At 74.4% G+C, this 21338-nt stretch carries 18 protein-coding genes; 8 read left to right on the top strand and 10 right to left on the bottom strand.

From position 1 onward, the window contains the following. The first annotated feature begins 21 nt into the window (after positions 1-21). From OHA99_RS33765 to OHA99_RS33755, 3 genes are all read left to right on the top strand, one after another. Positions 22-1116, top strand: a complete 1095-nt coding sequence (locus tag OHA99_RS33765) for a chemotaxis protein (protein ID WP_153181227.1) — start codon at positions 22-24, stop codon at positions 1114-1116. Positions 1117-1239: 123 nt separating this feature from the next. After that, the gene (locus OHA99_RS33760) at positions 1240-2259 is read left to right on the top strand and encodes a Gfo/Idh/MocA family protein (protein WP_153181226.1); all 1020 of its coding nucleotides are present in this window, start codon (positions 1240-1242) and stop codon (positions 2257-2259) included. Between the two features lie 272 nt (positions 2260-2531). Then, complete coding sequence (locus OHA99_RS33755) at positions 2532-3815, top strand: PAS domain-containing protein (RefSeq protein ID WP_405698628.1); 1284 nt, start codon at positions 2532-2534, stop codon at positions 3813-3815. On the opposite strand, the gene OHA99_RS33750 is transcribed toward OHA99_RS33755, so the two are convergent. Next, a complete protein-coding gene (locus OHA99_RS33750; RefSeq protein WP_405698626.1) occupies positions 3812-5320 on the bottom strand; it encodes a hypothetical protein in 1509 nt (502 codons plus the stop codon). The genes OHA99_RS33755 and OHA99_RS33750 overlap by 4 nt on opposite strands. 293 nt (positions 5321-5613) lie before the next feature. On the opposite strand from OHA99_RS33750, the gene OHA99_RS33745 reads away from it, so the two are divergent. Continuing rightward, positions 5614-6756, top strand: a complete 1143-nt coding sequence (locus OHA99_RS33745) for an aminoglycoside phosphotransferase family protein (protein WP_165686835.1) — start codon at positions 5614-5616, stop codon at positions 6754-6756. A gap of 292 nt (positions 6757-7048) precedes the next feature. Further along, positions 7049-8992, top strand: coding sequence for an N-acetylmuramoyl-L-alanine amidase (locus tag OHA99_RS33740; protein ID WP_405698624.1), 1944 nt, complete (start codon positions 7049-7051; stop codon positions 8990-8992). Between the two features lie 9 nt (positions 8993-9001). On the opposite strand, the gene OHA99_RS33735 is transcribed toward OHA99_RS33740, so the two are convergent. The 5 genes from OHA99_RS33735 to OHA99_RS33715 all read right to left on the bottom strand — a co-directional run bounded on the left by OHA99_RS33735 (position 9002) and on the right by OHA99_RS33715 (position 13032). Then, positions 9002-9499, bottom strand: a complete 498-nt coding sequence (locus tag OHA99_RS33735) for a hypothetical protein (RefSeq protein WP_405698623.1) — start codon at positions 9497-9499, stop codon at positions 9002-9004. A 57-nt stretch (positions 9500-9556) separates the two neighbouring features. Continuing rightward, positions 9557-10159 (bottom strand): ABATE domain-containing protein, encoded by a 603-nt coding sequence (locus OHA99_RS33730; protein ID WP_205616779.1) that lies wholly within the window; start codon positions 10157-10159, stop codon positions 9557-9559. Between the two features lie 37 nt (positions 10160-10196). Continuing rightward, complete coding sequence (locus OHA99_RS33725; RefSeq protein ID WP_153181222.1) at positions 10197-11099, bottom strand: universal stress protein; 903 nt, start codon at positions 11097-11099, stop codon at positions 10197-10199. A gap of 85 nt (positions 11100-11184) precedes the next feature. Next, positions 11185-11427: a DUF397 domain-containing protein gene (locus tag OHA99_RS33720; protein WP_153181221.1), complete on the bottom strand. Its 243-nt coding sequence runs from the start codon at positions 11425-11427 to the stop codon at positions 11185-11187. Positions 11428-11523: 96 nt separating this feature from the next. Further along, entirely contained in the window at positions 11524-13032 is a 1509-nt protein-coding gene (locus OHA99_RS33715) for an acyl-CoA synthetase (RefSeq protein WP_381498955.1), read from the bottom strand. A 173-nt stretch (positions 13033-13205) separates the two neighbouring features. On the opposite strand from OHA99_RS33715, the gene OHA99_RS33710 reads away from it, so the two are divergent. Next, entirely contained in the window at positions 13206-14981 is a 1776-nt protein-coding gene (locus OHA99_RS33710; protein ID WP_405698621.1) for a serine hydrolase, read from the top strand. 62 nt (positions 14982-15043) lie between these two features. Here OHA99_RS33710 and OHA99_RS33705 read toward each other — a convergent pair whose 3' ends face one another. The 4 genes from OHA99_RS33705 to OHA99_RS33690 all read right to left on the bottom strand — a co-directional run bounded on the left by OHA99_RS33705 (position 15044) and on the right by OHA99_RS33690 (position 20344). Next, entirely contained in the window at positions 15044-16624 is a 1581-nt protein-coding gene (locus OHA99_RS33705; RefSeq protein WP_405698620.1) for a phytoene desaturase family protein, read from the bottom strand. Positions 16625-16705: 81 nt separating this feature from the next. Continuing rightward, positions 16706-19003: a tetratricopeptide repeat protein gene (locus OHA99_RS33700; RefSeq protein ID WP_405698619.1), complete on the bottom strand. Its 2298-nt coding sequence runs from the start codon at positions 19001-19003 to the stop codon at positions 16706-16708. A 20-nt stretch (positions 19004-19023) separates the two neighbouring features. Continuing rightward, a complete protein-coding gene (locus OHA99_RS33695; protein WP_153181216.1) occupies positions 19024-19926 on the bottom strand; it encodes an oxygenase MpaB family protein in 903 nt (300 codons plus the stop codon). A gap of 40 nt (positions 19927-19966) precedes the next feature. Beyond that, a complete protein-coding gene (locus tag OHA99_RS33690) occupies positions 19967-20344 on the bottom strand; it encodes a four-helix bundle copper-binding protein (protein WP_153181215.1) in 378 nt (125 codons plus the stop codon). A gap of 155 nt (positions 20345-20499) precedes the next feature. Between OHA99_RS33690 and OHA99_RS33685 the strand changes: the two genes are divergently transcribed. Beyond that, positions 20500-20904 carry a ChaB family protein gene (locus OHA99_RS33685; RefSeq protein WP_366473279.1) on the top strand — a complete coding sequence of 135 codons (405 nt, stop codon included), beginning with the start codon at positions 20500-20502 and terminating at the stop codon, positions 20902-20904. A 37-nt stretch (positions 20905-20941) separates the two neighbouring features. Further along, positions 20942-21301 (top strand): DUF6479 family protein, encoded by a 360-nt coding sequence (locus OHA99_RS33680; RefSeq protein WP_345964310.1) that lies wholly within the window; start codon positions 20942-20944, stop codon positions 21299-21301. Positions 21302-21338: the final 37 nt, after the last annotated feature.

Below are 21338 nucleotides of genomic sequence, written 5' to 3'. Positions count from 1 at the left end.
CGTTGGTCCTATCGTGCTGTCATGGAGCACGATCTGAGTCCCGCCACCCTCGCCGGGCTGCGGCGCCCCCGCCCGTACCCGGCCGTGTCCGTACTGACGCCGACGCACCGCCGCGAACCGGACAACGCCCAGGACCGGGTCCGGCTGCGCAACGCGGTCGCCGCGGCCAAGAAGCAGCTGGAGGAGGATCCGTCGGTCAGCCGCGACCGGCGCGCGGAGGTGTCCCGCGAGCTCGACCGGGCCCTGGCCGAGGTCGACCTGACGTACGCCGAGGACGGTCTGGCGATCTTCGCCGCCCCCGGCGAGCACCAGGTCTGGACCCTCAGCCGTTCGGTGCCCGAGCGCGTGGTCCTCTCGGACACCTTCCTGACCCGCAACCTCGTCGCCGCGCAGGCCGCCGAGCGGCCGTTCTGGGTCCTGTCGGTCGCCGCCGACCGCGTCAAGCTGTGGAGCGGCGGCGGCGGCCGGGTCGTCGAGGAACACCTCGGCGGTTTCCCGCTGGACCGGCCCGCGGAGGACTTCGACCCCGAGCGCCAGGAGCGGATCGGCGACGCGCCGAGCACGTTCCGGGACGAGGGCACCCGCGCATTCCTGCGTGACGCCGACGCCGCGATGGGCAAGGTGCTGCGTGCGCACCCCCGGCCGCTGTACATCACCGGCCCCGAGCCGGCGCTGTCCCTGTTCGACGAGGCGGGCGCGCTCGCCTCGGACGCGGTGCTCGTCCCGCACGGCGGGCTCGCGCACGGTTCCGCCGAGGCGGTGTGGCAGGCGGTGCGGCCGGCCCTGGAGGACGAGGCGCGCGGATCGGTCGAGGCGGTGGCCAGGGAGCTGGACGCGGCTCGCGGCCGCAAGGACTTCGCAGCCGGCGTGGACGAGCTGTGGGAGAGCGCCCACACGGGTCGCGTCCGGCTGCTGGCGGTCGAGGAGAACTTCAAGGTGACCATGCGCGACGACGGTGAGCACCTGCTCCCGGCCCGCGACGGCGACCTCGACGCCCGCGAGGACATCGTGGACGAGATCGTCGAGCAGTGCCTCGAGACGGGCGCCGACGTGCGGTTCGTGCCGGACGGCGCGCTCCGGGACGCGGACGGCATCGCGGGGGTGCTGCGGTACTGACGCGCCCCGCCGCTCCGGGGCCGTTCCTCTCACCCGCCCCCTTGACGGGCGTGAAAGCCTGGTCGCCGTACACGCACCCGCTGCTCGCGGGTGGGCGGCGGACGGTGAAGGGGCGGGCGCGGCGTGAGCGATCTTCTGGGTGTGGCGGTCCTGGGCGCCGGCCACATGGGTGCCGACCACGTACGGCGGCTCGACCGGCTGGTGAGCGGCGCCCGGGTCGCCGCGGTGGCGGACCCCGACGCCGAGCGGGCGAAGGAGGCCGTGGGCGGCATCGACGGGGTCGCCGTGCACACGGAGGCCGAGGCCGCGCTGGACGCGCCGGGCGTCGAGGCCGTCCTGATCGCCTCGCCCGGCGAGGCGCACGAGGACGCGCTGCTGGCCGCCTTCGCACGGGGGCTGCCGGTCCTGTGCGAGAAGCCCATGGTGCCGGACGCGGCGGGCGCGCTGCGCGTGGTGGAGGCGGAGGCGCGCCTCGGCCGGAGGCTGGCGCAGATCGGGTTCATGCGGCGGTACGACGCCGAGTACCGGCAGCTGAAGTCCCTCCTGGACGGCGGGCGTCTCGGCCGGCCGCTGATGCTGCACTGCGTGCACCGCAACGTCTCCTCCCCGCCGCACTTCACCTCGGCGATGCTGATCAACAGTTCCGTCTCGCACGAGATCGACGCGGCCCGCTGGCTGTTCGGCCAGGAGCTGAGCGCGGTGACCGTGCTGCGTCCGCGGCCGTCGGCCGGTGCGCCCGACGGCCTGCTCGATCCGCAGTTCGTGCTCTTCGAGACCGAGGGCGGAGCCGTGGTGGACGTGGAGGTCTTCGTCAACTGCGGCTTCGGCTACGAGGTGCGCTGCGAGGCCGTCTGCGAGTCGGGCAGCGCCCGGATCGGGCAGGCCCACACCATGGTGGTGACGGCGGCGGGCGGCGCGCGGGAGGAGGTGCCGCAGGACTACCTCGTGCGGTTCGCGGACGCCTACGACCGCCAGGTGCAGAGCTGGGTGGACGCCACCCGGCGGGGCCGGGTCACCGGGCCCGGTGCGTGGGACGGGTACGCCGCCGCCGCGGTCGCCGAGGCCGGGGTGCGAGCACTGGAGACGGGCGCACGCACGCCCGTCGAACTGGCGCCCCGCCCGGCCCTCCACGACCCGGCATAGAACAGGAGTCCGTCGAACGTCAGAGCGACGACATCCCCGACCATGCGGCTTCTTCAAGTCCCGTAGGAATTCTACGACTTGCTCCCGATCCAGGGGGTGTCGCACGCGTACCCGAGTCACTCCGGGAAGACTGTGGCATATGCCGGAAGCACCACCGTATCGTGTGTTGCCGAATCCCTTACGACGCGTGGTGGGCTGTGCAACAGTCGTAACGGTCCTTCCGTCACCCTCGGTTCCGCCTTGGTCGTACCGTCAGCACATCGGAGTGCGTCATGTCGTCCCATCTCTCCGCGGACCACCCGGCCGCCCAGCCACCGGGGCACGGCTCGGTCGAGGCACTCATATCGCAGGCGCGGCGGCTGCGCGGCGACGTCGACGCGGTACGGCGGGACAGCCAGGAGGGCTCGGCCAACGCCCGGGGACGCTGGCAGCGCGCCCTGTACGACCTGGCGTTGCACCAACTCACCGACCTGGACGCGCACTTGGCGCAGCTGCGGGACGGCCCGGCACCCGCGCCCCGCCCCGGTTCACTGCTCAGCCGCGTCGGCAGCGCGGAGTGGAACCTGCTGACGGACGAGGCGGAGTGGTCCGGGGAGCTCTTCCACATCCTGGGCCGTGCCCCGGGGTCCGTCCCGCTGAGCCTCGACGAACTCCCTTCCCTGGTACTCGCCGAGGACCGTCCGAAGCTGACCGCGCTGGTCACGGACTGTCTCGTCGACGCCCGCCCCATCGACGGCGAGTTCCGCGTGGCCCACCCCGACGGGGCCGTACGCACCGTGCACATGATGGGCGAGCCCGTCCTGGACACCGACGGCAGCACCGCGTCGATGTGGGCGGTGCTGCGGGACGTCAGCGAACTGCGCCGCAGCCAACGGGTGGTGAGCGAGACCCGTGACTCGCTCCGGCACCCTCCGCCGCCGCCCTGGCACGGTCTGCTCCGGTTCCCGGACGAGGGGCGCCCCGGTCTCGACCTGGCCGCCGCGCACCTCCCGTCGGTGCCGTCGGCGGGCCCGCGGTCCCGGTACGGCGGCTGGTACGACGCGTGTCCGCTCGGCGTCGACGGCGACACCCTCCTCACCGTGGGCGACTTCGAGGCCGCGGGGGACACCGAGGCACACGACCCGGCGGTGTTCGTCGGCGCGCTGCGCGGCCTGGCGCTGGCCGGAACCCGGCCCGGACAGCTGCGAAGCCGCCTCGCCGCACTGCTCGAGGACACCGCCCTGTCGCCGGTGCGCGGCGCCGTGTACTGCGGTTACCGGCCGGGCACCCGCACCCTGACGTGGGCCGACGCCTCGGGCGCCGTCCCGCTGTTCTTCCGCGGCGGGACGGGCCGTGGGCTCTCCGGGCAGGCCGAGGCGACCCTCGAAGCGGGCGACCTGCTGCTTCTGCACACCGGGGCGCTCGAACCGGCGGCCGTGCGGCACCTCCTCTCACTGGCCCCCCGGCTGACAGGGGCGGGCCCGGCACAGGACGTCGTACGGATCGTGACGCACGAACTCGATGACTTTCCGAGCCGTCAGGACGCCTGTGTGCTGGTGGCCAGGGTGACGCCCTAGGCCGGCGCGACCGTGCCGCCCGGGCCCTTCCCCCTGGGTGGCTTGCTCTTGGGCAGCGCCAGTTTGATCTCCTCGCGCAGCTCCTGGATCTGCGGGTAACCGGCGTACTCGGCGGTGAGCCGGTACATCTGGCGCAGCCGGTCCCAGGTCCGCTGGGAGGAGTTGGAGCCCATCGACACCAGGGCCAGGCGCGCGTAACGGTCCGCCTGTTCGGGGTCGTCGGCGATGAAGCAGGCGGAGGCCATCGACAGGTAGTCGAAGATCTTCGACCGCTGCCGGCCGTCGATCCTGAGGCCCAGCGCCTTGTCCGCGTAGTGCTGGGCGTGCGCGGCGGCCCCCGGTTCGAACTCGGCGAGCGTCCGGTAGGCCAGGGCCTGCATGCCGTACAGGTCCTCCTCCTTGAACGTCTGCATCCAGTCCGGGGGCGGCACGTCCGCCTTGTCGGAGACGAAGAGGTCCTCGGCCCGGCCCAGGGTGCGGCGCATCGCCTGGCCCTTGCCCATGGAGGCCTGCGCCCAGGCCTCGATGGTGTAGAGCATGGCCTTGGTGCGCGGCAGCACCTGCTCGCCGGAGCCGGACTGGGCGAGCTTCATGAGGTCCAGGGCCTCGTCGGGCTTGCCCAGGTGCACCATCTGGCGGGCCGCCCGGGACAGGGCCTCGCCCGCCCGGGGCCGGTCGCCGCCCTCGCGCGCGGCGTGCGCGGCGATCACGAAGTACTTCTGGGCCGTGGGTTCCAGGCCGACGTCGTGCGACATCCAGCCCGCGAGGACGGCGAGGTTGGCGGCGACGCCCCACAGGCGCCGCTGGAGATGGGGTGGGTGGTGGTAGGCGAGCATGCCGCCCACCTCGTTGAGCTGGCCCACCACGGCCTTGCGCTGGAGTCCGCCGCCCCGGGCGGCGTCCCAGGCGCGGAACACCTCGACCGAGCGCTCCAGTTCCTCCACTTCCTGCGACCCGATGGGGGCGGCCTCGTAGCGGTCGAACCCGGCGGGGTCGGCGTGCAGGGGTTGGTGGAGGTCGGGGGCGTCGGCCGCCAGGGCCGGGTCGGTGTGCAGCCAGTCGTGCATGGCGCTGCTGAGTGCGGAGCCCGCGGCGAGCGCGGCGCCCGCGCCCACCAAGCCGCGTCGGTTGAGCATGAGGTCCATTCCCGTGAATTCGGTGAGGACCGCCGCAGTCCGCTCGGGCGCCCACGGCACGCCGTCGGGATGCTCTTCGCTCCCGTCGTGTGGCCGTTTCCCCGCACGCCCGTGCCGGACCAGACCGAGGTCCTCGATGGTCACGACACGGCCGAGACGCTCGGTGAACAGAACCGCCAGCACCCGCGGCACCGGATCGCGCGGGATCTCTCCCATGTCGATCCACCGCCGCACCCGCGAGGTGTCGGTCGCCAGCTGGGGGTGGCCCATGGCCGCCGCCTGCCGGTTGACCAGCCTCGCGAGTTCGCCCTTGGACCAGCCGGCCAGGCCGAACAGGTCCGACAGGCGGGTGTTGGGTTCTTTGCTCACGTCAAGCCCCCAGGTTCTCGGCTGAGTTGACAGTAGCCCCGTGCGGGTTGCCGGGCGACTATTCGCCACCGTTCGCCAGGGTGCGCCAGATGGTGTGCCACGGGCGGCCGGGTGTCAGGTAGGAATGCGCCACCCCGACCCGGTCGCCGCGGGGACACTCCCCAGGGTGGCCCCAGGCGGCCGGTCGGGCGGCGCGACGGCTTTCGGAAGGCGTGCCCCCGGCACCGAACGGACCGGACGGGCACCGCGCTTCAGGCAGGCACAGCAGGCACACGAAGGGATCTGTCTCGCCCATGTACGCAGCATCGTCCTCCGTGTCCGCCCCGCAGCGCTCGCTGCACCCCCGCCCGGCGGCGGGCGGCGGCCCCTATCTCGCCCCCGCGCGTCCGGCGGCCCCGGTGCTCGGGGCGGGCAGGGCGCGGCACGGCGCGGGGCCCGGCACCCAGCCCCTCAGCGGAAGAATCGACCTGTCCGGCCCCCAGGGCGCCCAACTGCGCACGGCGATCGCCGCCGTGCACCGGATCTGCCCGGAGTTCTCCCCCGTGCAGGTGCTGCGGCGCAGCGGGCGGTCCGTGCTCCTGGTCGGTACGACCGGGCGCAGCACCGCGGTGGCCAAGTGCTTAGTGGACCACTCCCCCGCGTGGGCGGAGCGCAGCCGGCACGAGATAGGGGCATACCGCTCGTTCGTCCGGCAGCGCCCTCCGGTGCGGGTGCCGAGACTGATCGCGGCGGATCCGGACAACGGCACGCTGGTCATCGAGCGGATGCCCGGGCGGGTGGCGGCGTTGCAGCGACACCCCCTGGAGGCCCCGCCCCGGGCCGACATCAGGGCGACGATCGGAGCGGTCTGCCGGCTGAACGCCTGGCGGCCGCCCGCCGGCACCTTCGACGCGCCGCTGGACTACGCGGCCCGGATCTCCCGCTACCACGAGCTGGGGCTGCTCACCGACCGGGACCTGGGCGACCTTCAGAAGCTGCTGCACGGCATCGCCCACGCCGGCGGGCGCCAGGGCCTGGGCCAGTTCTGCCACGGTGACGCGCTGCTGTCCAACGTCCTGATGTCTCCGGCCGGTCCGGTGCTGGTGGACTGGGAGCACGCGGGCTGGTATCTGCCGGGCTACGACCTGGCGACGCTGTGGGCCGTCCTCGGCGACGCCCCGGCGGCCCGCCGTCAGATCAGCCAGATCGCCCAGGCGACGGGCACCGCGGCGCGCGACGCCTTCCTGGTGAACCTGATGCTCGTCCTGACCAGGGAGATCCGTACGTACGAGACGGCCGTGCAGCGTTCGATGCAGGACACGGTCGCCGCGTCGTCGGCGCCGGTCCACCCGGGTGCCGCGCCGACCGGCGAGGAGCAGCGGCTGCTGCTGCGCAGGCTGCACGACGACTGTCAGATGGCGCGCCGGGCCGTGCGGGCGGCGGTCGGCACGCGCTGACGGGACGGCGCGAACAGGACGACGGTGCGCGGTGTGCCCTTCCGACAGGGGGGCGCACCGCGCTTTTCGTGTCCGTCGGCCCGGGTGTACGCAGGGGCCACAGGTGTACGCCACTGACGCCCCGCAGGCCCGTGGGCCGCCGCCACGAAACTCGCCGAATCCCCTGCTGACGTGGGAAATCGCCGCCATGACGGCATGATTGACGGATCGTCGGACCGCCGGGTACGACTGACCCAGCCCGGCCCCGCACGCCCGTCACGTCCCCCACGCCCGACCGTCACAGGAGGCCGCTTTGCGAGGATCCCCCGTCGTGCCCGCCCTGGCCACCGCGGCGCTGCTGCTGCCGCTGCTCGGCGCGGCACCGACCGCCGCCGCGCCCCCGGACGCGCCGCCCGCCCCGGACCGCCTCCAGCGGGCGTTCGCCTCCGCGGCGGCCGAGTACCACGTGCCGCAGAGCGTCCTGCTCGGCGTCTCCTACCTTCAGTCCCGCTGGGACGCGCACGCCGGCGCGCCGAGCGTGACCGGCGGCTACGGCCCGCTGCACCTCACCGACGCCCGCACGGCACTGGCCGAGGCGCCCCGGTCCCACCACTCGGTGGGCACCGAGGACCCGCGCGGCGACGACGCGCGCACCCCGCTGCACCCGGCGGACGGGGCCGCGCCGTCGTCCACCGGCCTGCCGGCCCGGCTGACCACGCTGCCCAGGGCCGCCGAGCTGACCGGGCTGAGTCCCGAGGCGCTGCGCACCGACCCGGCCGCGAACGTGTCGGGCGGCGCCGCGCTGCTCGCCGCCGCCCAGCGGGAACTGGGCGAGCCGCTCAGTTCGGACCCGGCGGACTGGTACGGGGCGGTGGCCCGTTTCTCGGGCGCGGAGGACTCCGCGACGGCTGCGGCGTACGCCAACGACGTGTACGAGGTCATCCGCACGGGTGAGCGGCGCACCACGGACGCCGGCCAGCGGGTCGCCCTGGCCGCCCGCCCCGGCCTGGCGCCCGACGTCTCGCAGCTGAAGGGCGCGGACCTGCGCGCCGCGTCCGCCGCCGGGACCGAGTGCCCGAGGTCGGTGTCCTGCGAGTGGATCCCCGCGCCGTACGAGGAGTTCGGCGACGGCGACTACGGCAACCACGACCTGGGCGACCGGCCGGCCTCCCAGCGGATCCGCTACATCGTGGTGCACGACACGGAGGGCACCTGGAACGGCGTCCTCAACATGGTCCAGGACCCCACCTACGTGTCCTGGAACTACACGCTGCGCTCCACCGACGGGCACATCGCCCAGCACGTGAAGGCGAAGGACGTCGCCTGGCACGCGGGCAACTGGTACGTCAACGCCAAGTCGATCGGCCTGGAGCACGAGGGCTTCCTGGCGGAGCCGGACGCCTGGTACACGGAGGCGATGTACCGGTCGTCGGCGCGGCTGGTGAAGTACCTGGCGAAGAAGTACGGCATCCCGCTGGACCGGCAGCACGTCCTCGGCCACGACAACGTGTCCGGCACCACCACGGCGACCATCCCGGGCATGCACACCGACCCGGGCCCGTACTGGGACTGGCGGCACTACTTCCAGCTGCTCGGCCGGCCCTTCCAGCCGACCGCCGGGAAGAAGTCCTCCCTGGTGACGATCCGCCCCGACTACGACGCCAACCGTCCCGGGTACACCGGCTGCGAGACGGCGGGCGAGCCCTGCGCGGCGCACGGTTCCAGCGAGGTGCGGCTGTACTCCGACCACGACGTGAACGCGCCGCTGATCAAGGACATCGGTCTCGGCACCACCCCCACGACCGGGGTGAACGACCTGTCGTCGCGGGTCTCCACGGGCCAGCAGTACGCGGTGGCCGACCGCTGGGGCGACTGGACGGCCATCTGGTACCTGGGCCAGAAGGCCTGGTTCCACAACCCGGACAAGAGCCCGGCGGCGGTGCCCGCGTCGGGACGCGTGATCACTCCGAGGAAGGGTCTCGCGAGCGTCCCGGTGTACGGGCGGGCGTACCCGGAGAAGGACGCCTACCCGGCGAGCGTGCCCGCCCAGGCGGTGTCGCCGCTGCCGTACACGCTGCCCGCGGGGCAGAGGTACGTGGTCGGTGAGAAGGTGCCCGGCGAGTACTACTACGCGGTCACCTTCGACGGGGCGTCCCGCCGGGTGGTGCGGGGCGAGGACCAGTACTACGAGATCCAGTACGGCCACCGGGTGGCCTACGTGCGCGCCGCCGACGTGACGGTGGCCGCCGCACGGTAGGACCGGGTCTCAGCCCTGCTGGAAAAGCTCCGCCGGGAGCGGCTTCAGCAGGGCGTACAGGTCGTCGGTGATGGGGCGGTCCCAGGCGGCGATGGTCACCAGGACGCCGTCGCTGCGGTCGAACTGGACGCAGGAGATCCGGCTCTCGGAGAGCTTGAGGCGGCGCACGATGAGGAGGTTTTCGCCCTGCATCACGGGGACGTCCTCGGCGCCGACGACCGTGATCTCCTCGTCGTTCTCCAGGGCGAGCAGCAGCTGGGCCACTTCGAAGGGGATCTCTCCCTCGGGGACCTCGCGGGCCGGGGAGCCGTCCGGGAGGTTGCCGATGATCATCGCGGGGCCGCGGCCGCCGAACAGGTCGTAGCGCAGGAAGACGCCCTGGCAGGTGCCGTCGGGCGCGGGCAGCAGGCCGGCGCCGAGGTTCCCGGGCCAGTCGCCCGGGTCCATGGCCAGTACGTCGAAGTCGGGCCCGGCGGGCGTGGCGCTGCGGCGGCGGAGGAACGACATGCCGCCATGGTACGTGGCCGGGCCGGGTGAACGGCGTGCGGGCGGACGCCGGCCGGGCTACGCGGTCCGCCGGTGCCGCTCCTGGTGGCGGGCCACCCGCGCCCGGTTGCCGCAGGAGGGCTTGCACCATTCCTGACGTGGGTGCTCCTTGAGGAAGTAGCGCACGCAGCGCGGTGCGTGGCAGGCCCGCAGCCGCTGCCGGTCGGGCCCCGCGAGGAAGCCGATCACGGCCTGTGCGAGGGCGGCGGCGAGGTCGGTCCGGGCGCCCTCGGCGGGTGCGGCGCGTACCACGGGTGCGGCGGTGCCGGCCCAGGCGAGGACGGGGACCGTGGGGGTGCGCGCGGCCGCCTCGTTCAGGCGCCGCACGGCCTCGGGCACGGGCAGCAGCCGGGCGGCGTCGGCGGGGCTCGGCTCGCCGGGGCGCACGGCGCGGGCGAAGAGCGCGCGGGCGGCGGCCCGTACGTCCCGTACGGCGGCCAGGGCGGAGGCGTCGGCGGTGAAGCGCTCGCCGTCCGGCACGAGCCCGGGGTGATCCGTGACCCAGGCGGTGAGCCCGGCGGGGCCGGCCAGGTCGTCGGCGACCGAGCCGTTTCCGTCGTGCCGGAGGGTCAGCGCGAGGTCGAGCGCGATCCGGGTGTCCCTGCCGGGCGAGTCCTGCATGGGGCCGATGATAGGCACGCCGGGGCGGGGCCGGGTGTCACTCCTGCGGTGGGGCCGGGGGGACCACCGCGACCGGGGACGCCGCGTGCAGCAGGACGGCGTGGGTGACCGAGCCCATCATGCGGGCGGGGGCGAGCAGGCGCCGGCGGTGGCGGCCGACCACGACCAGGTCGGCGTCCCGGGAGGTCGCGACCAGGTGTCCGGCGGCGTCGCCCGGCGCGACGTACGGTTCGGCGCGGACGTCGGGGTGGCGCTCGCGGTAGGGGGTGAGGAAGCCGTCGGCGAGGACCCTGGTCTCGCTCTCGAGGGAGACCTCGTCGATCACGGGGGGCACGATCTGGCCGGCGGCGGCCCAGGTCTGCACCGGCCACGGGTAGGCGGCGACCACCTGGAGGCGGGCGCCGCGCAGCTCGGCCTCGGTGAAGGCGAAGGAGAGGGTGGCGTCGTCGGGGCTGTCCACGTGCAGGCCGACCACCACCCGGGGGCCGGGTTCGTCCGGCGCCTCGCCGTGGACCTCGCGCCCGGGGCGGGGCACCACGACGACGGGGCACTCGGCGTCGCGGGCGGCGGCCATGCCGTTGGAGCCGAGCAGCAGCCCGGTGAAGCCGCCCCGGCCCCGGGAGCCGAGCACCAGCAGCTGGGCGTCGGCGCCCAGTTCCGGCAGCAGGGCGCCCGGTACGCCCTCCATGCCGACGTACTCCGTCGGCACCGCGAAGGCGCGCCCCTGGAGGTGCGCGCGGGCCTGGTCGAGCGCCGGGTCCTCGGCGGTGTCCGGGGGGCCCGCGACCAGGACGTCGGTCTGGGCCCAGGCGGCGTACTGGCGCACGTGCACCACCCGCAGGGGTGCCTCGCGCCGGTGGGCGGCGTCGAGCGCCCAGTCCAGGGCGCGCAGGCCGTCGTCCGAACCGTCGACCGCCGCGATGACCGGCAGGGTGCTCATGGGTCCTCACCTCCGGAGTACGGACTTCCCCCCGGTGGCGGGGCAAACACCCCGGTTCGGCCGGTCGGCGCACCCCGCGGTCGTCCTACGTGAGGTCGAACTCCCCTTCCCGCGCTCCCGACACGAACGCGCCCCATTCGGCCGGGGTGAAGATCAGCGAGGGGCTCTGCGGGCTGCCGCTGTTGCGCATGGCGATGAACCCCTCGACGAAGGCGATCTGGACATCCCCCAGGCCGCGGCTGCTGGACTGCCACTGCGCGTTGGTGAGGTCCAGCTCCGGCTTGTCCCAGCCCATGAGCGGTCGCTGTTGGGTGGTGCTCTCGGCCACGTCCGTGCTCCTCCCGGTTTCGTCGTCCGCGGGTCAGCCTAGCGATCCGGCCCGGCCGCCGACAGGCCGTGCGAGGGGTTCGCCGGGGCCGACGGGTCAGGAACCGGCGAAGCGGTCCCGCAGCTCCCTCTTCAGGATCTTGCCGCTGGCGTTGCGCGGCAGGGCGTCCACGAAGAGGACCCGTTTGGGGGCCTTGAAGGCGGTGAGCCGCTCGCGGGCGTGGGCGATCAGTTCGTCCTCGGTGACCTCGCCGCGCGGCACGACGACGGCCGTGACGGCCTCGATCCACCGTTCGTCGGGAAGGCCGACGACGGCCGCCTCGGCGACGGCGTCATGGGTGTAGAGGGCGTCCTCGACCTGGCGGGAGGCGACCAGCACGCCGCCGGAGTTGATGACGTCCTTCACCCGGTCGACGATCGTGTAGTAGCCGTCGGCGTCTCGTACGGCGAGGTCGCCGGAGTGGAACCAGCCCTCGCGGAAGGCGGCCCCGGTCTCCTCGGGCTTGTCCCAGTACCCCTCGCACAACTGCGGGGAGCGGTAGACGACTTCGCCGGGCGTGCCGTCGGGCACGTCCTTGCCGTCCTCGTCGACCACGCGCGCGTCGACGAACAGGACGGGGCGGCCGCAGGAATCCATGCGGCCCTCGTGCTCGTCGGGGCCGAGGACGGTGGCGAGGGGGCCGATCTCACTCTGGCCGAAGCAGTTGTAGAAGGCCAGGTGGGGCAGGCGTGCGCGCAGCCGTTCCAGGACGGGCACCGGCATGATCGACGCGCCGTAGTAGGCCTTGCGCAGGCCGTCGAGGTCGCGGGTGGCGAAGTCGGCGCGGTTCGCGAGGCCGATCCACACGGTGGGCGGTGCGAACAGGCTGTCGACCCGGCCCGCTTCGATCAGGTCGAAGAGGCGGTCGCCGTCCGGTGCGTCCAGGACGATGTTGGTCGCGCCGACCGCGAGGTAGGGCAGCAGGAAGACGTGGGTCTGCGCCGAGTGGTAGAGCGGCAGCGCGTGCGCGGGGCGGTCGCCCGCGCTCAGGTCGAGGGCGGTGATGGCGCTCAGGTACTCGTGCACCAGCGCCCGGTGGGTCATCATCGCGCCCTTGGGCAGCGCGGTGGTGCCCGAGGTGTAGAGGAGCTGCACCAGGTCCTCGGCGCGGGGTCCGGGTCCGTCGTACGCGGGTGCCGACGCGAGGCGGGCCAGGAGCGAGCCGTCGGCGTCGCGCAGCGGCAGGGTGCGGGTCTCGCCGGGGAGGCGGGCGGCGAGGCCGGGGTCGGCGAGGACCAGGGCGCTGCCGGACTGGGCGACGAGGTAGGCGAGGTCGTCGCCGGTGAGGTTCTGGTTGACCGGGACGTGCACCAGGCCCGCGCGGGCGCAGGCCAGGAAGGCGATCAGGTAGGCGTCGGAGTTGTGGCCGTAGGCGCCGACCCGGTCGCCCGGGGACAGTCCCTCGTCCAGCAGGACGGTCGCCGCGCGGGAGACCGCGGTGTCGAGTTCCCCGTACGTCCAGGTGCGGTCGCGGTACTCCACCGCGACGCGGGCCGGAGTGCGTCGGGCGCTGCGCCGCAGCATCCCGTCAACGGTGCTGCCGGTGCTGTCGTGTCCGGGCGTCATGACATGATCCTCGGCCGGTGGCGGGGGCGGGTCAAGCCGTGTGCGCCGGTCCGCCGGCTCCCCGCTTCCGCCGCGCACGCCCCATTGACACGGGCCGCCCCTGACAGGAAAGTTTCACTCCGCACGGCGAACCGGGAAAGATACTTTCAGCTTCGGCGGCGGGAGGCTCTTCGATGGCCGGTCAGGCGACGAACGGATTCACACGGCGTCAACTGGGTGCCGGGGCCCTGGCCCTGGGCGGCGCCCTGGCCATCACCCCGTTCGCGGCCGGACCGGCACAGGCCGTCGCCGACCGGGGCCGCCGTCCCACCCTCCGGCACGGGTCCGCCGAACGCGCCGGGCTGCTCTCCGGCCATCTGCGCCAGCTCGTCACCGACGCCGAGGCGTTCCTCAACCCGTCGCCCAAGCACCCCTGGTACGCGGGGGCCGTGCTGCTGGCCGGCCGGGGCGGCACGGTGGCGCTGCACGAGCCGATCGGCACGGCGGTGCGCTACCGGGCCTACGACGAGGCGACCGACACCGGTGTCGAGTTCCCGGCGGCGCAGCAGATCCCGATGACCGGGGACACGGTGTTCGACCTCGCGTCGATCTCCAAGCTGTTCACCTCGATCCTCGCCGTGCAGCAGCTGGAGCGGGGGACGCTGGAACTGGAGGCGCCGGTCGCCGCGTACCTGCCGGACTTCGGGCGGGCCGGCAAGCAGGGCGTGACGATCCGCCAGCTGCTGACGCACACCTCGGGGTTCCGGGCCTGGATCCCGCTGTACAGCGCGCCCACGTACGAGGAGAGGGTCCAACTCGTCTACGACGAGGAGCCGGTGAACGCCCCCGGCACGGCGTACCTGTACTCGGACCTGAACATGATCTCGCTCCAGCTGGTGCTCGAGAAGGTCACCGGCCGCACCCTGGACGTGCTGCTGCGCGACGGGATCACCCGGCCGCTCGGTCTCGACCGCACCCGGTACAACCCGCCCGCCTCCTGGCGGCCTGGCATCGCGGCCACCGAGGACGCCCGGCTCCCCTGGTCCGGCCTGGACCGCGGCCTGGTGTGGGGCGAGGTGCACGACGAGAACGCCTTCAGCCTGGGCGGAGTGGCCGGGCACGCGGGCGTGTTCTCCTGCGCGTGGGACCTCGCCGTCCTCGGCCGGACGCTCCTCAACGGCGGTTCCTACGGCCGGGCGCGCATCCTGCGGCCGGAGTCGGTGGAGCTGATGTTCACCGACTTCAACACCGACTTCCCGGGCGACGAGCACGGCCTGGGCTTCGAGCTCTACCAGCACTGGTACATGGGGGCGATGGCGACTCCGCGCACGGCCGGGCACACCGGCTTCACGGGCACCTCGCTGGTGCTGGACCCGACGACCGACTCGTTCCTCGTCGTTCTCGGCAACTCCGTCCACCCGGTGCGCAGCTGGCGTTCCGGGTCGGCCCCCCGGGTGGCGGCGGGCACCAACCTGGCGCGGGCTGTGCCGGTGCGGCCCGCGCACGGACGCACCGCCTGGTTCTCGGGGACGGCGGGTTCCACGACGGCCACGCTGACGCTGCCCGCGCTGGACACCTCGGCCGGGCGGGCGCGGCTGCGCTGCTCGCTGTGGTGGGACACCGAGCCCGGGTCGGACATCCTGGTCCTGGAGGCCTCGGCCGACGGCGGCGCGTCGTGGCGGCCGGTGCCGTTCACCACGACCCGGCACGGCGAGGCGCCCCGGGAGCATCCGGCGGGCTCGGCCACCGGCTGGTCGGGGCGCGTCTGGCACCGGCTGACCGCCGGCCTGCCGTCCGCGCGGGGGCTCGTCCTGCGCTGGCGGTACACGACCGACCGGCTGTACGTGGGCCGCGGGGCGTACGTCGACGGGGTGCGTGCGGAGGCGGGCGGTGACGTCCTGTTCCACGACGCGCGCCCGGCGGACGCGGCGCGCGTCGAGGCGGTGGGGTGGTCGGCGTCGGCCGACTGAGGGCCGGCGCGCGACCGGGCCGCTGGGGCCGTCAGCCGTCGCGCGGGTGCCGGTCGGCTCCGTCAGCTCCGGGCGCCGTCCAGCACCGCCATCGCCGCGTTGTGCCCCGGCACCCCGCTGACCCCTCCCCCGCGCACGGCGCCCGCGCCGCACAGCAGCACGTTCGCCACACCGGTCTCCACGCCCCAGTGGCCGGTGCCCTCCTGGGCGTGGGGCCAGGACAGCTCGCGGTGGAAGATGTTCCCGCCGGGCAGGCGCAGGTCGCGTTCCAGGTCGAGCGGCGACCTGGCCTCGATGCAGGGCCGCCCGTCGGTGTCGGTCGCCAGGCAGTCGGCGAGGGGTTCGGCGAGGTGGGCGTCGAGCTGGGCGAGGGTCGACTTCAGCAGTTCGTCGCGTACGGCGTCGTTGTCCCGGGCGAAGAGACGGGCGGGCGTGTGCAGACCGAACAGGGTGAGGGTGTGCATGCCCTTCGCGGCCAGGTCGGGACCGAGGACGGTCGGGTCGGTCAGCGAGTGGCAGTAGATCTCGCAGGGCGGAGCGTCGGGCAGTTCCCCGGCGGCCGCCCGGGTGTGCGCGGCGGCCAGCTGCCCGTAGCCCTCGGCGATGTGGAAGGTGCCGGCGAAGGCCTCGCGCGGGTCGGCCTCGGGGTCGCGCAGCCGCGGGAGCCGGGTCAGCAGCATGTTCACCTTGAGCTGGGCGCCCTCGGCGGGCGGGGGCGGCGCCTCGCCCGTGAGAGCCGCCAGTTCGTGCGGCGAGGCGTTGACCAGGACGTGACGGGCGGCGCTCACGTGCTCGCCGTCGGCCGAGCGGTGGGTGACCTCGGCCGTCCGCCCGTCGGCCTCGATCCGTACCGCCTCGTGCCCGGTGGCGAGCACGGCACCGGCGGCGCGCGCCGCGCCGGCCAGCGCGTCGGTGAGGGCGCCCATGCCGCCGACCGGTACGTCCCAGGCGCCGGTTCCGCCGCCGATCACGTGGTAGAGGAAGCAGCGGTTCTGGACCAGGGAGGGGTCGTGGGCGTCGGCGAAGGTGCCGATCAGGGCGTCGGTGAGGGCCACGCCCCGGACCAGGTCGTCGGCGAAGTGCTCCTCGATCGCGGCGCCGACCGGCTCCTCGAACAGGGCGCGCCAGGCCGCCTCGTCGTCGACCCTGCGGCGCAGCTCGTCCCGGGTGGGCAGCGGTTCGGTGAGGGTCGGGAAGACCCGCTGGGCCACGTGGCCGGTCATGGCGTAGAAGCGCTGCCAGGCGACGTACTCCCGGTCCGAGCCGGTGAGCCGGGCGAAGGACTCGCGCGTGCGCCGCTCGCCCCCGCCGACGAGGAGCCCGGTGGGCCGCCCGCCGCGCTCGACGGGGGTGTACGAGGAGACGGTGCGGGCACGCACCCGGAAGTCGAGACCGAGGTCCCGCACGATCTTCCGGGGCAGCAGGCTGACCAGGTACGAGTAGCGCGAGAGCCGGGCGTCGACGCCGGTGAACGGGCGCGTGGACACGGCCGCTCCGCCGGTGTGGTCCAGCCGTTCCAGCACCAGCACGGAGCGGCCGGCCCGCGCCAGGTAGGCGGCGGCGACCAGGCCGTTGTGGCCGCCGCCGACGATGACGGCGTCGTAGCTGCGGGAGGGGCGCGAGGTGCTGGGCGGGGTCGTCATGGCTCTTGGTAACACGGCCCGATCGGGGGCGGCCAGCCCGCCGTCGGCCACCGTCCCCCCGCCCGCCGCACGGGCCCGCGGTCACCCCGCCGCCGCTCCGCGCAGTACCGCGACCCTGCGGTACAGCTCCCTGGCCTCGGCGGCGTGGCCGAGTTGCTCCAGGCAGTGGGCCTCGTCGTCGCGGGCGACGAGGGTGTCGGGGTGGTCGGGGCCCAGGACGCGTTCGCGGGCCGCGGCGACCAGGCGGTACTCGGTGAGGGCGGCGGGCCAGCGCGCCAGCCGGCCCAGGGCGACGGCGACCTCGCGGCGGCTGACCAGCGTGTCCGGGTGGTCCGGGCCGAGGGCGCGCTCACGGAGCGCGCGGACCTCGCGGGCCTCGGCGAGGGCTTCCCCCCAGCGGCCCAGCCTGCCGAGGTTGACGCCCAGGCCGTGCCGGGCGCGCAGCGTCTCGGGGTGCTCGGCGCCCTGGGCGCGGGTCCGGTCGTCGACCAGCTCCTCGTACACCCTCAGCGCTTCGCCGCAGCGGGCGAGGCGGCCGAGTGCGACGCCGGTCTCGTAGCGGGCGGCGAGGGTGTCGGGGTGGTCGGGGCCGAGTGCTCCGGCGCGGGCGGCGGTGACGTCGCGGTAGGTCGCCAGGGCCTCCTGCCAGCGGTCCAGCCGGCCGAGTTCGTAGGCGACCTCGTAGCGGGTGACCAGGGTGTCGGGGTGCTCGGGCCCGAGCACGCGGGCGCGGGCCGCGGCCACCTCGCGGGCCGTGCGGTGGGCTTCCTCGGTACGGCCGAGCCGCCCGAGGTTGAAGGCCAGGTTGTGCCGGCAGCGCAGGGTGTCGGGGTGGTCGGCGCCCATGGTGCGCTCCCGGGCGGTCAGGACCGACGCGTACACCTGGTGGGCGTCGGTGTACCGGCCCAGCCGGCCCAGGGTGTAGGCCATTTCCTGGCGGACGGCGAGGGTGTCGGCGTGGTCGGCCCCCAGCGTCCTGATGCGGGCCTCGGCGACGCCCTTGTACGCGCGCAGCGCGTCGGCGGCGCGGCCGGTGCGGCCGAGGACGAAGGCGGCCTCGTAGCGGCTGGCGAGCGTGTCGGGGTGGTCGGGGCCGAGGAGGCGCTCGCGTTCGGCGGCGACCGCGCGGTGCACCTCGCCCGCCTCGACCCAGCGGCCGAGCCGGCCCAGGCTCAGTCCCGCGCGGTGCCGTCCGGCGAGCCTGACGACGGCCTCGGGCGCCGGGAACGGGTCCGGCATGTCACCCGGGACGGGCACGGCGGTCCGGTCACCGGCGGCCGGGGTCCCCACGGTCGGGGTCTCGGCGGTCCTGTCACCGGCGGCCGGGGTCCCGGCGGTCCCGTGCCCGGCGGCGCGGGAGGTCCATGGGCCCGACAGGCCCGCGCCGGGGTCCGGCGGCGTGCTGCGCGGACCGGTGCCGGTGGCCTTGTGTCCGGTGGTCATGCCGCGGGTCCAGGACGGCAGCCCGGCGCGGCGGCCCGGCGGCGCGGGCGTCGGAGGCCGGGCCGCCACCGGAGCGGGCGCGGTTCCCGTACGCCCGGCGCTGATCCGGCGCCCCAGTTCGCGGGCGTCGACCGGGCGCTTCCCGGGGTGTTTGGCCAGCAGGTCCAGGATGATCCGGTCCAGGTACCCGGGCAGTTCGGGGCGGTGGGTGCGCGGGGGCGCGGGCTCGGTGTCGCGGTGGCCGACGAGGACCGCCCAGGCGTCGTCGAGGTCGAACGGCGGGGCGCCGGTGGCGATCTCGTAGAGCACGCAGCCCAGCGAGTACAGGTCGCTGCGCGGGTCGACCTCGTCGCCGCCGATCTGCTCGGGCGACATGTAGTGCGGGGTGCCCATGGCGATGCCGGTGCCGGTGAGCCGGGCGGTGAACCCCGCGTCGTGACCGAGCCGGGCGATGCCGAAGTCGCAGATCTTCACGGTGCCGTCGGCGGTCCGCACGATGTTCGCGGGTTTGAGGTCGCGGTGGACGATGCCCTGTTCGTGGGTGTGGGCGAGTGCGGAGGCGACCTGTTCGGCGATGTCGACGACGTCGGGGACGGGCAGCGGATGGCCCTTGTTGTCCTCCAGGAGCCGGCTCAGGTCGTGCCCCTCCAGCAGCTCCATGACCAGGAAGAGCACGCCGTCCCACTCGCCGAAGTCGTGGACGACGGTCACCCCGCGGTGCTGGAGCGCGGCGGCCACTCGGGCCTCGCGCCGGAACCTCTCCCGCAGGACGTGGGTGAAGGAGTGGTCGTGCTGCGTGCCGAGCGGTTTGAGGCACTTGACGGCTATGCGACGGCCCAGCGACTCGTCCCGCGCCCGCCACACCTCGCCCATGCCGCCGCGTCCGATCCGCTCGAGCAGCCGGTACCGGCCCTGGATCAGCGTGCTGTCCCCCATGACTTCGCCGCCCCCGTGGTTCAGTCCGCCGCGCCCTCCCCTGGCCGGTCCAGTATGGCCGCTTGTCGTCCGATTTTGTATGGCGCCGGGCGCGCGGCCGGTCCGAGCCGTGCCATGGCGCGCAGGATGTGTTGGGGCGGCAGCTGCCAGCGCAGACGTGCCGGGATCAGGCGCAGCAGGGCGCCCGTGGCGCGCAGCCGCCGGGTGACGGTGGCGGGCGGGGGCGCGGGTCTGCCGTAGAGCTCGTGCGCGTACGGCGGTAGTGAGTCGTACGCAAGACGGGCGACCCGCCGCCACAGCAGCTCGCGGGCCGGGACGAGGAGGGGGTGCGTGGGCGGCCGGCGCAGGAAGTCGTCGACCTCGTGCGCGTCCGCCGCCGCGGCCAGCTCCGGCCGTACCCGCTCGAAGTAGGCGTCGAGCTCGGCCCGGTTCGCGGGTACGGAGGCGGGGTCGAGGCCGACGAGGCGGGCGCTGTGCCGGTGTTCGGCGAGGTAGCGGTCGGCGTGCGCGTCGGTGAGCGGGAACCCGGAGCGGCGCAGGACGTGCAGGTAGGAGCCGATCTCTGCGCAGTGCACCCACAGCAGCAGGGCGGGTTCGTCGACTCCGTAGCGCTCGCCCGTCCCTGGGTCCGTGGCGCCGAGCATGCGGTGGATCTTCCTGACCCGGGCGCCGGCCCGCTCGGCGGCCTCGGTGGTGCCGTACGTCGTGGTGCCGACGAAGCTCGCGGTGCGCATGAGCCGGCCCCAGGCGTCGCGCCGGAAGTCGCTGTTCTCCATCACGCCGCGCACGGCGCGCGGGTGCAGGGCCTGGAGGTAGAGGGCACGGATGCCGGCCACCCACATCATCGGGTCGCCGTGCGCCTGCCAGGTGACCGAGTCGGGGCCGAAGAGCCCGGGGTCGGCGTTCGTCCGCGTCGCCGTCATACCGGCAGGCTAACGCCGCCGCGCGGCCGGTTTCCAGGGCTCAGCGCAGGGTGGCGAGGAACTCTCCGCAGGCCCGGGCGCAGTCGCGGCAGGCCTTGGCGCTCTCCTCGGCGCCGGGGTGGCCGTCGAAGACGTGCGCGCTCTCCAGGCACACCTGCCGGCACCACTCCAGCTGGGCGCTGATGGCGGCCTCGTCCACCTGGTTCTGCTCGGACAGCACCCGGCAGGTCGCGTCGCAGACCTCCGCGCACATGATGCCCCTGCGCCGTACGAGCTCCTGGTTCTCGGTCCCGTCCGGGTCCACGAGGCTCGCCCGCAGGGCGCAGGCCCGCGCGCACTCGGTGCAGGCCTGTGCGCAGGCGAAGCGGTCCTCGAGGAAGCGGAACAGTTCCTGCTGGGAAGTCGTCGTCGATGTCACACCGGGCGGGTTGCCGCCGGCGGCGGCGCCAAACCGCCGGGCCCGGTGCGGCCAAGGGCTCGGGGCCGTTTTCCGGGTGGGCCGCGGGGCACCCGTGCACCGCTCCCGCGGCCGGTGGGGGCGACGACGCCGAAGACGCACGGAGGTGCACGGACATGCCGGGACGACAGGAACTGCCGTCGACCCTGGAGCGCTCCCCGCAGGAGGCCCGGCGTACCTGGATCAAGGCCCACGACTCGGCCGTCGAGGAGTACGGCGAGGGCGAGCGGGCCCACCGGGTGGCGTACGGCGCGCTCAAGCACACGTACGAGAAGGTCGGCGACCACTGGGAGCGCAAGGAGGGCGGCCGCAAGGGCCCCTCCGACCCGCAGTCCGGGCGGCCCCGCGGACGGGGCGGGCGCAGCGGCGAGGGCGTCGACGAGAAGGCCTCGAAGGAGCATCTGTACGGCGTCGCCCGGCGCCTGGGTGTCGAGGGCCGTTCGAAGATGACGAAGGCGGACCTGCTCGCGGCGATCAGGAAGGCCAACCGTTCGCGGACGCGAGCGTCGCGGTCGGGGTGAACGGGTTGGTGCCGCGGGCCGCGGGTACCCGCGCTCCATGACGAACGCATGGAAGGACCTGGCAGCGGGCGGCTCCGGCGGCTTCCCCGTGTGGCTGATCATCGCGGCCGTCGTGGTGGTGGGCGTGCTGATCGGCGCGTTCGCTTTCGGCAGCCGGCAAAAGCGCCGTGAGCCGCCGCCCCCGACGGCCGACGAGCAGCCCCGCATGCCCGACGGCGGGCCCGTCCACGAGACGCGGGAGCGTCGGGAGCCGGACGAGATGCCGCGCAGCGACGAGCGCACGCTGCCGCACGAGCTGGGTCACCAGGGCAGCCGTACCGCCGCCGACCAGCAGCGGCCCCGCTGGGACGAGGGCAGCAGCGGCTCCTTCGGCAGCGGCGGCCCGGGCGGACGCTGACCGCTCCCCCGTGTCGAAGGGTGACCGGGCCCGGCCG

The organism is Streptomyces coelicoflavus, assembly GCF_045041415.1.
GTDB classification, from domain to species: Bacteria; Actinomycetota; Actinomycetes; order Streptomycetales; family Streptomycetaceae; genus Streptomyces; species Streptomyces coelicoflavus.
This window is presented reverse-complemented; position numbering and strand designations above follow the sequence as displayed.

What these genes read in the sequence shown, in the direction of transcription:
- OHA99_RS33715 (WP_381498955.1), bottom strand. Translation starts at nt 13,032, where the DNA reads ATGACGCCCGGACACGACAGCACCGGCAGCACCGTTGACGGGATGCTG.
- OHA99_RS33680 (WP_345964310.1), top strand. Translation starts at nt 20,942, where the DNA reads ATGACGAACGCATGGAAGGACCTGGCAGCGGGCGGCTCCGGCGGCTTC.
- OHA99_RS33700 (WP_405698619.1), bottom strand. Translation starts at nt 19,003, where the DNA reads ATGGGGGACAGCACGCTGATCCAGGGCCGGTACCGGCTGCTCGAGCGG.
- OHA99_RS33710 (WP_405698621.1), top strand. Translation starts at nt 13,206, where the DNA reads ATGGCCGGTCAGGCGACGAACGGATTCACACGGCGTCAACTGGGTGCC.
- OHA99_RS33725 (WP_153181222.1), bottom strand. Translation starts at nt 11,099, where the DNA reads ATGAGCACCCTGCCGGTCATCGCGGCGGTCGACGGTTCGGACGACGGC.
- OHA99_RS33685 (WP_366473279.1), top strand. Translation starts at nt 20,500, where the DNA reads ATGCCGGGACGACAGGAACTGCCGTCGACCCTGGAGCGCTCCCCGCAG.
- OHA99_RS33755 (WP_405698628.1), top strand. Translation starts at nt 2,532, where the DNA reads ATGTCGTCCCATCTCTCCGCGGACCACCCGGCCGCCCAGCCACCGGGG.
- OHA99_RS33730 (WP_205616779.1), bottom strand. Translation starts at nt 10,159, where the DNA reads ATGCAGGACTCGCCCGGCAGGGACACCCGGATCGCGCTCGACCTCGCG.
- OHA99_RS33765 (WP_153181227.1), top strand. Translation starts at nt 22, where the DNA reads ATGGAGCACGATCTGAGTCCCGCCACCCTCGCCGGGCTGCGGCGCCCC.
- OHA99_RS33745 (WP_165686835.1), top strand. Translation starts at nt 5,614, where the DNA reads ATGTACGCAGCATCGTCCTCCGTGTCCGCCCCGCAGCGCTCGCTGCAC.
- OHA99_RS33735 (WP_405698623.1), bottom strand. Translation starts at nt 9,499, where the DNA reads ATGTCGTTCCTCCGCCGCCGCAGCGCCACGCCCGCCGGGCCCGACTTC.
- OHA99_RS33695 (WP_153181216.1), bottom strand. Translation starts at nt 19,926, where the DNA reads ATGACGGCGACGCGGACGAACGCCGACCCCGGGCTCTTCGGCCCCGAC.
- OHA99_RS33705 (WP_405698620.1), bottom strand. Translation starts at nt 16,624, where the DNA reads ATGACGACCCCGCCCAGCACCTCGCGCCCCTCCCGCAGCTACGACGCC.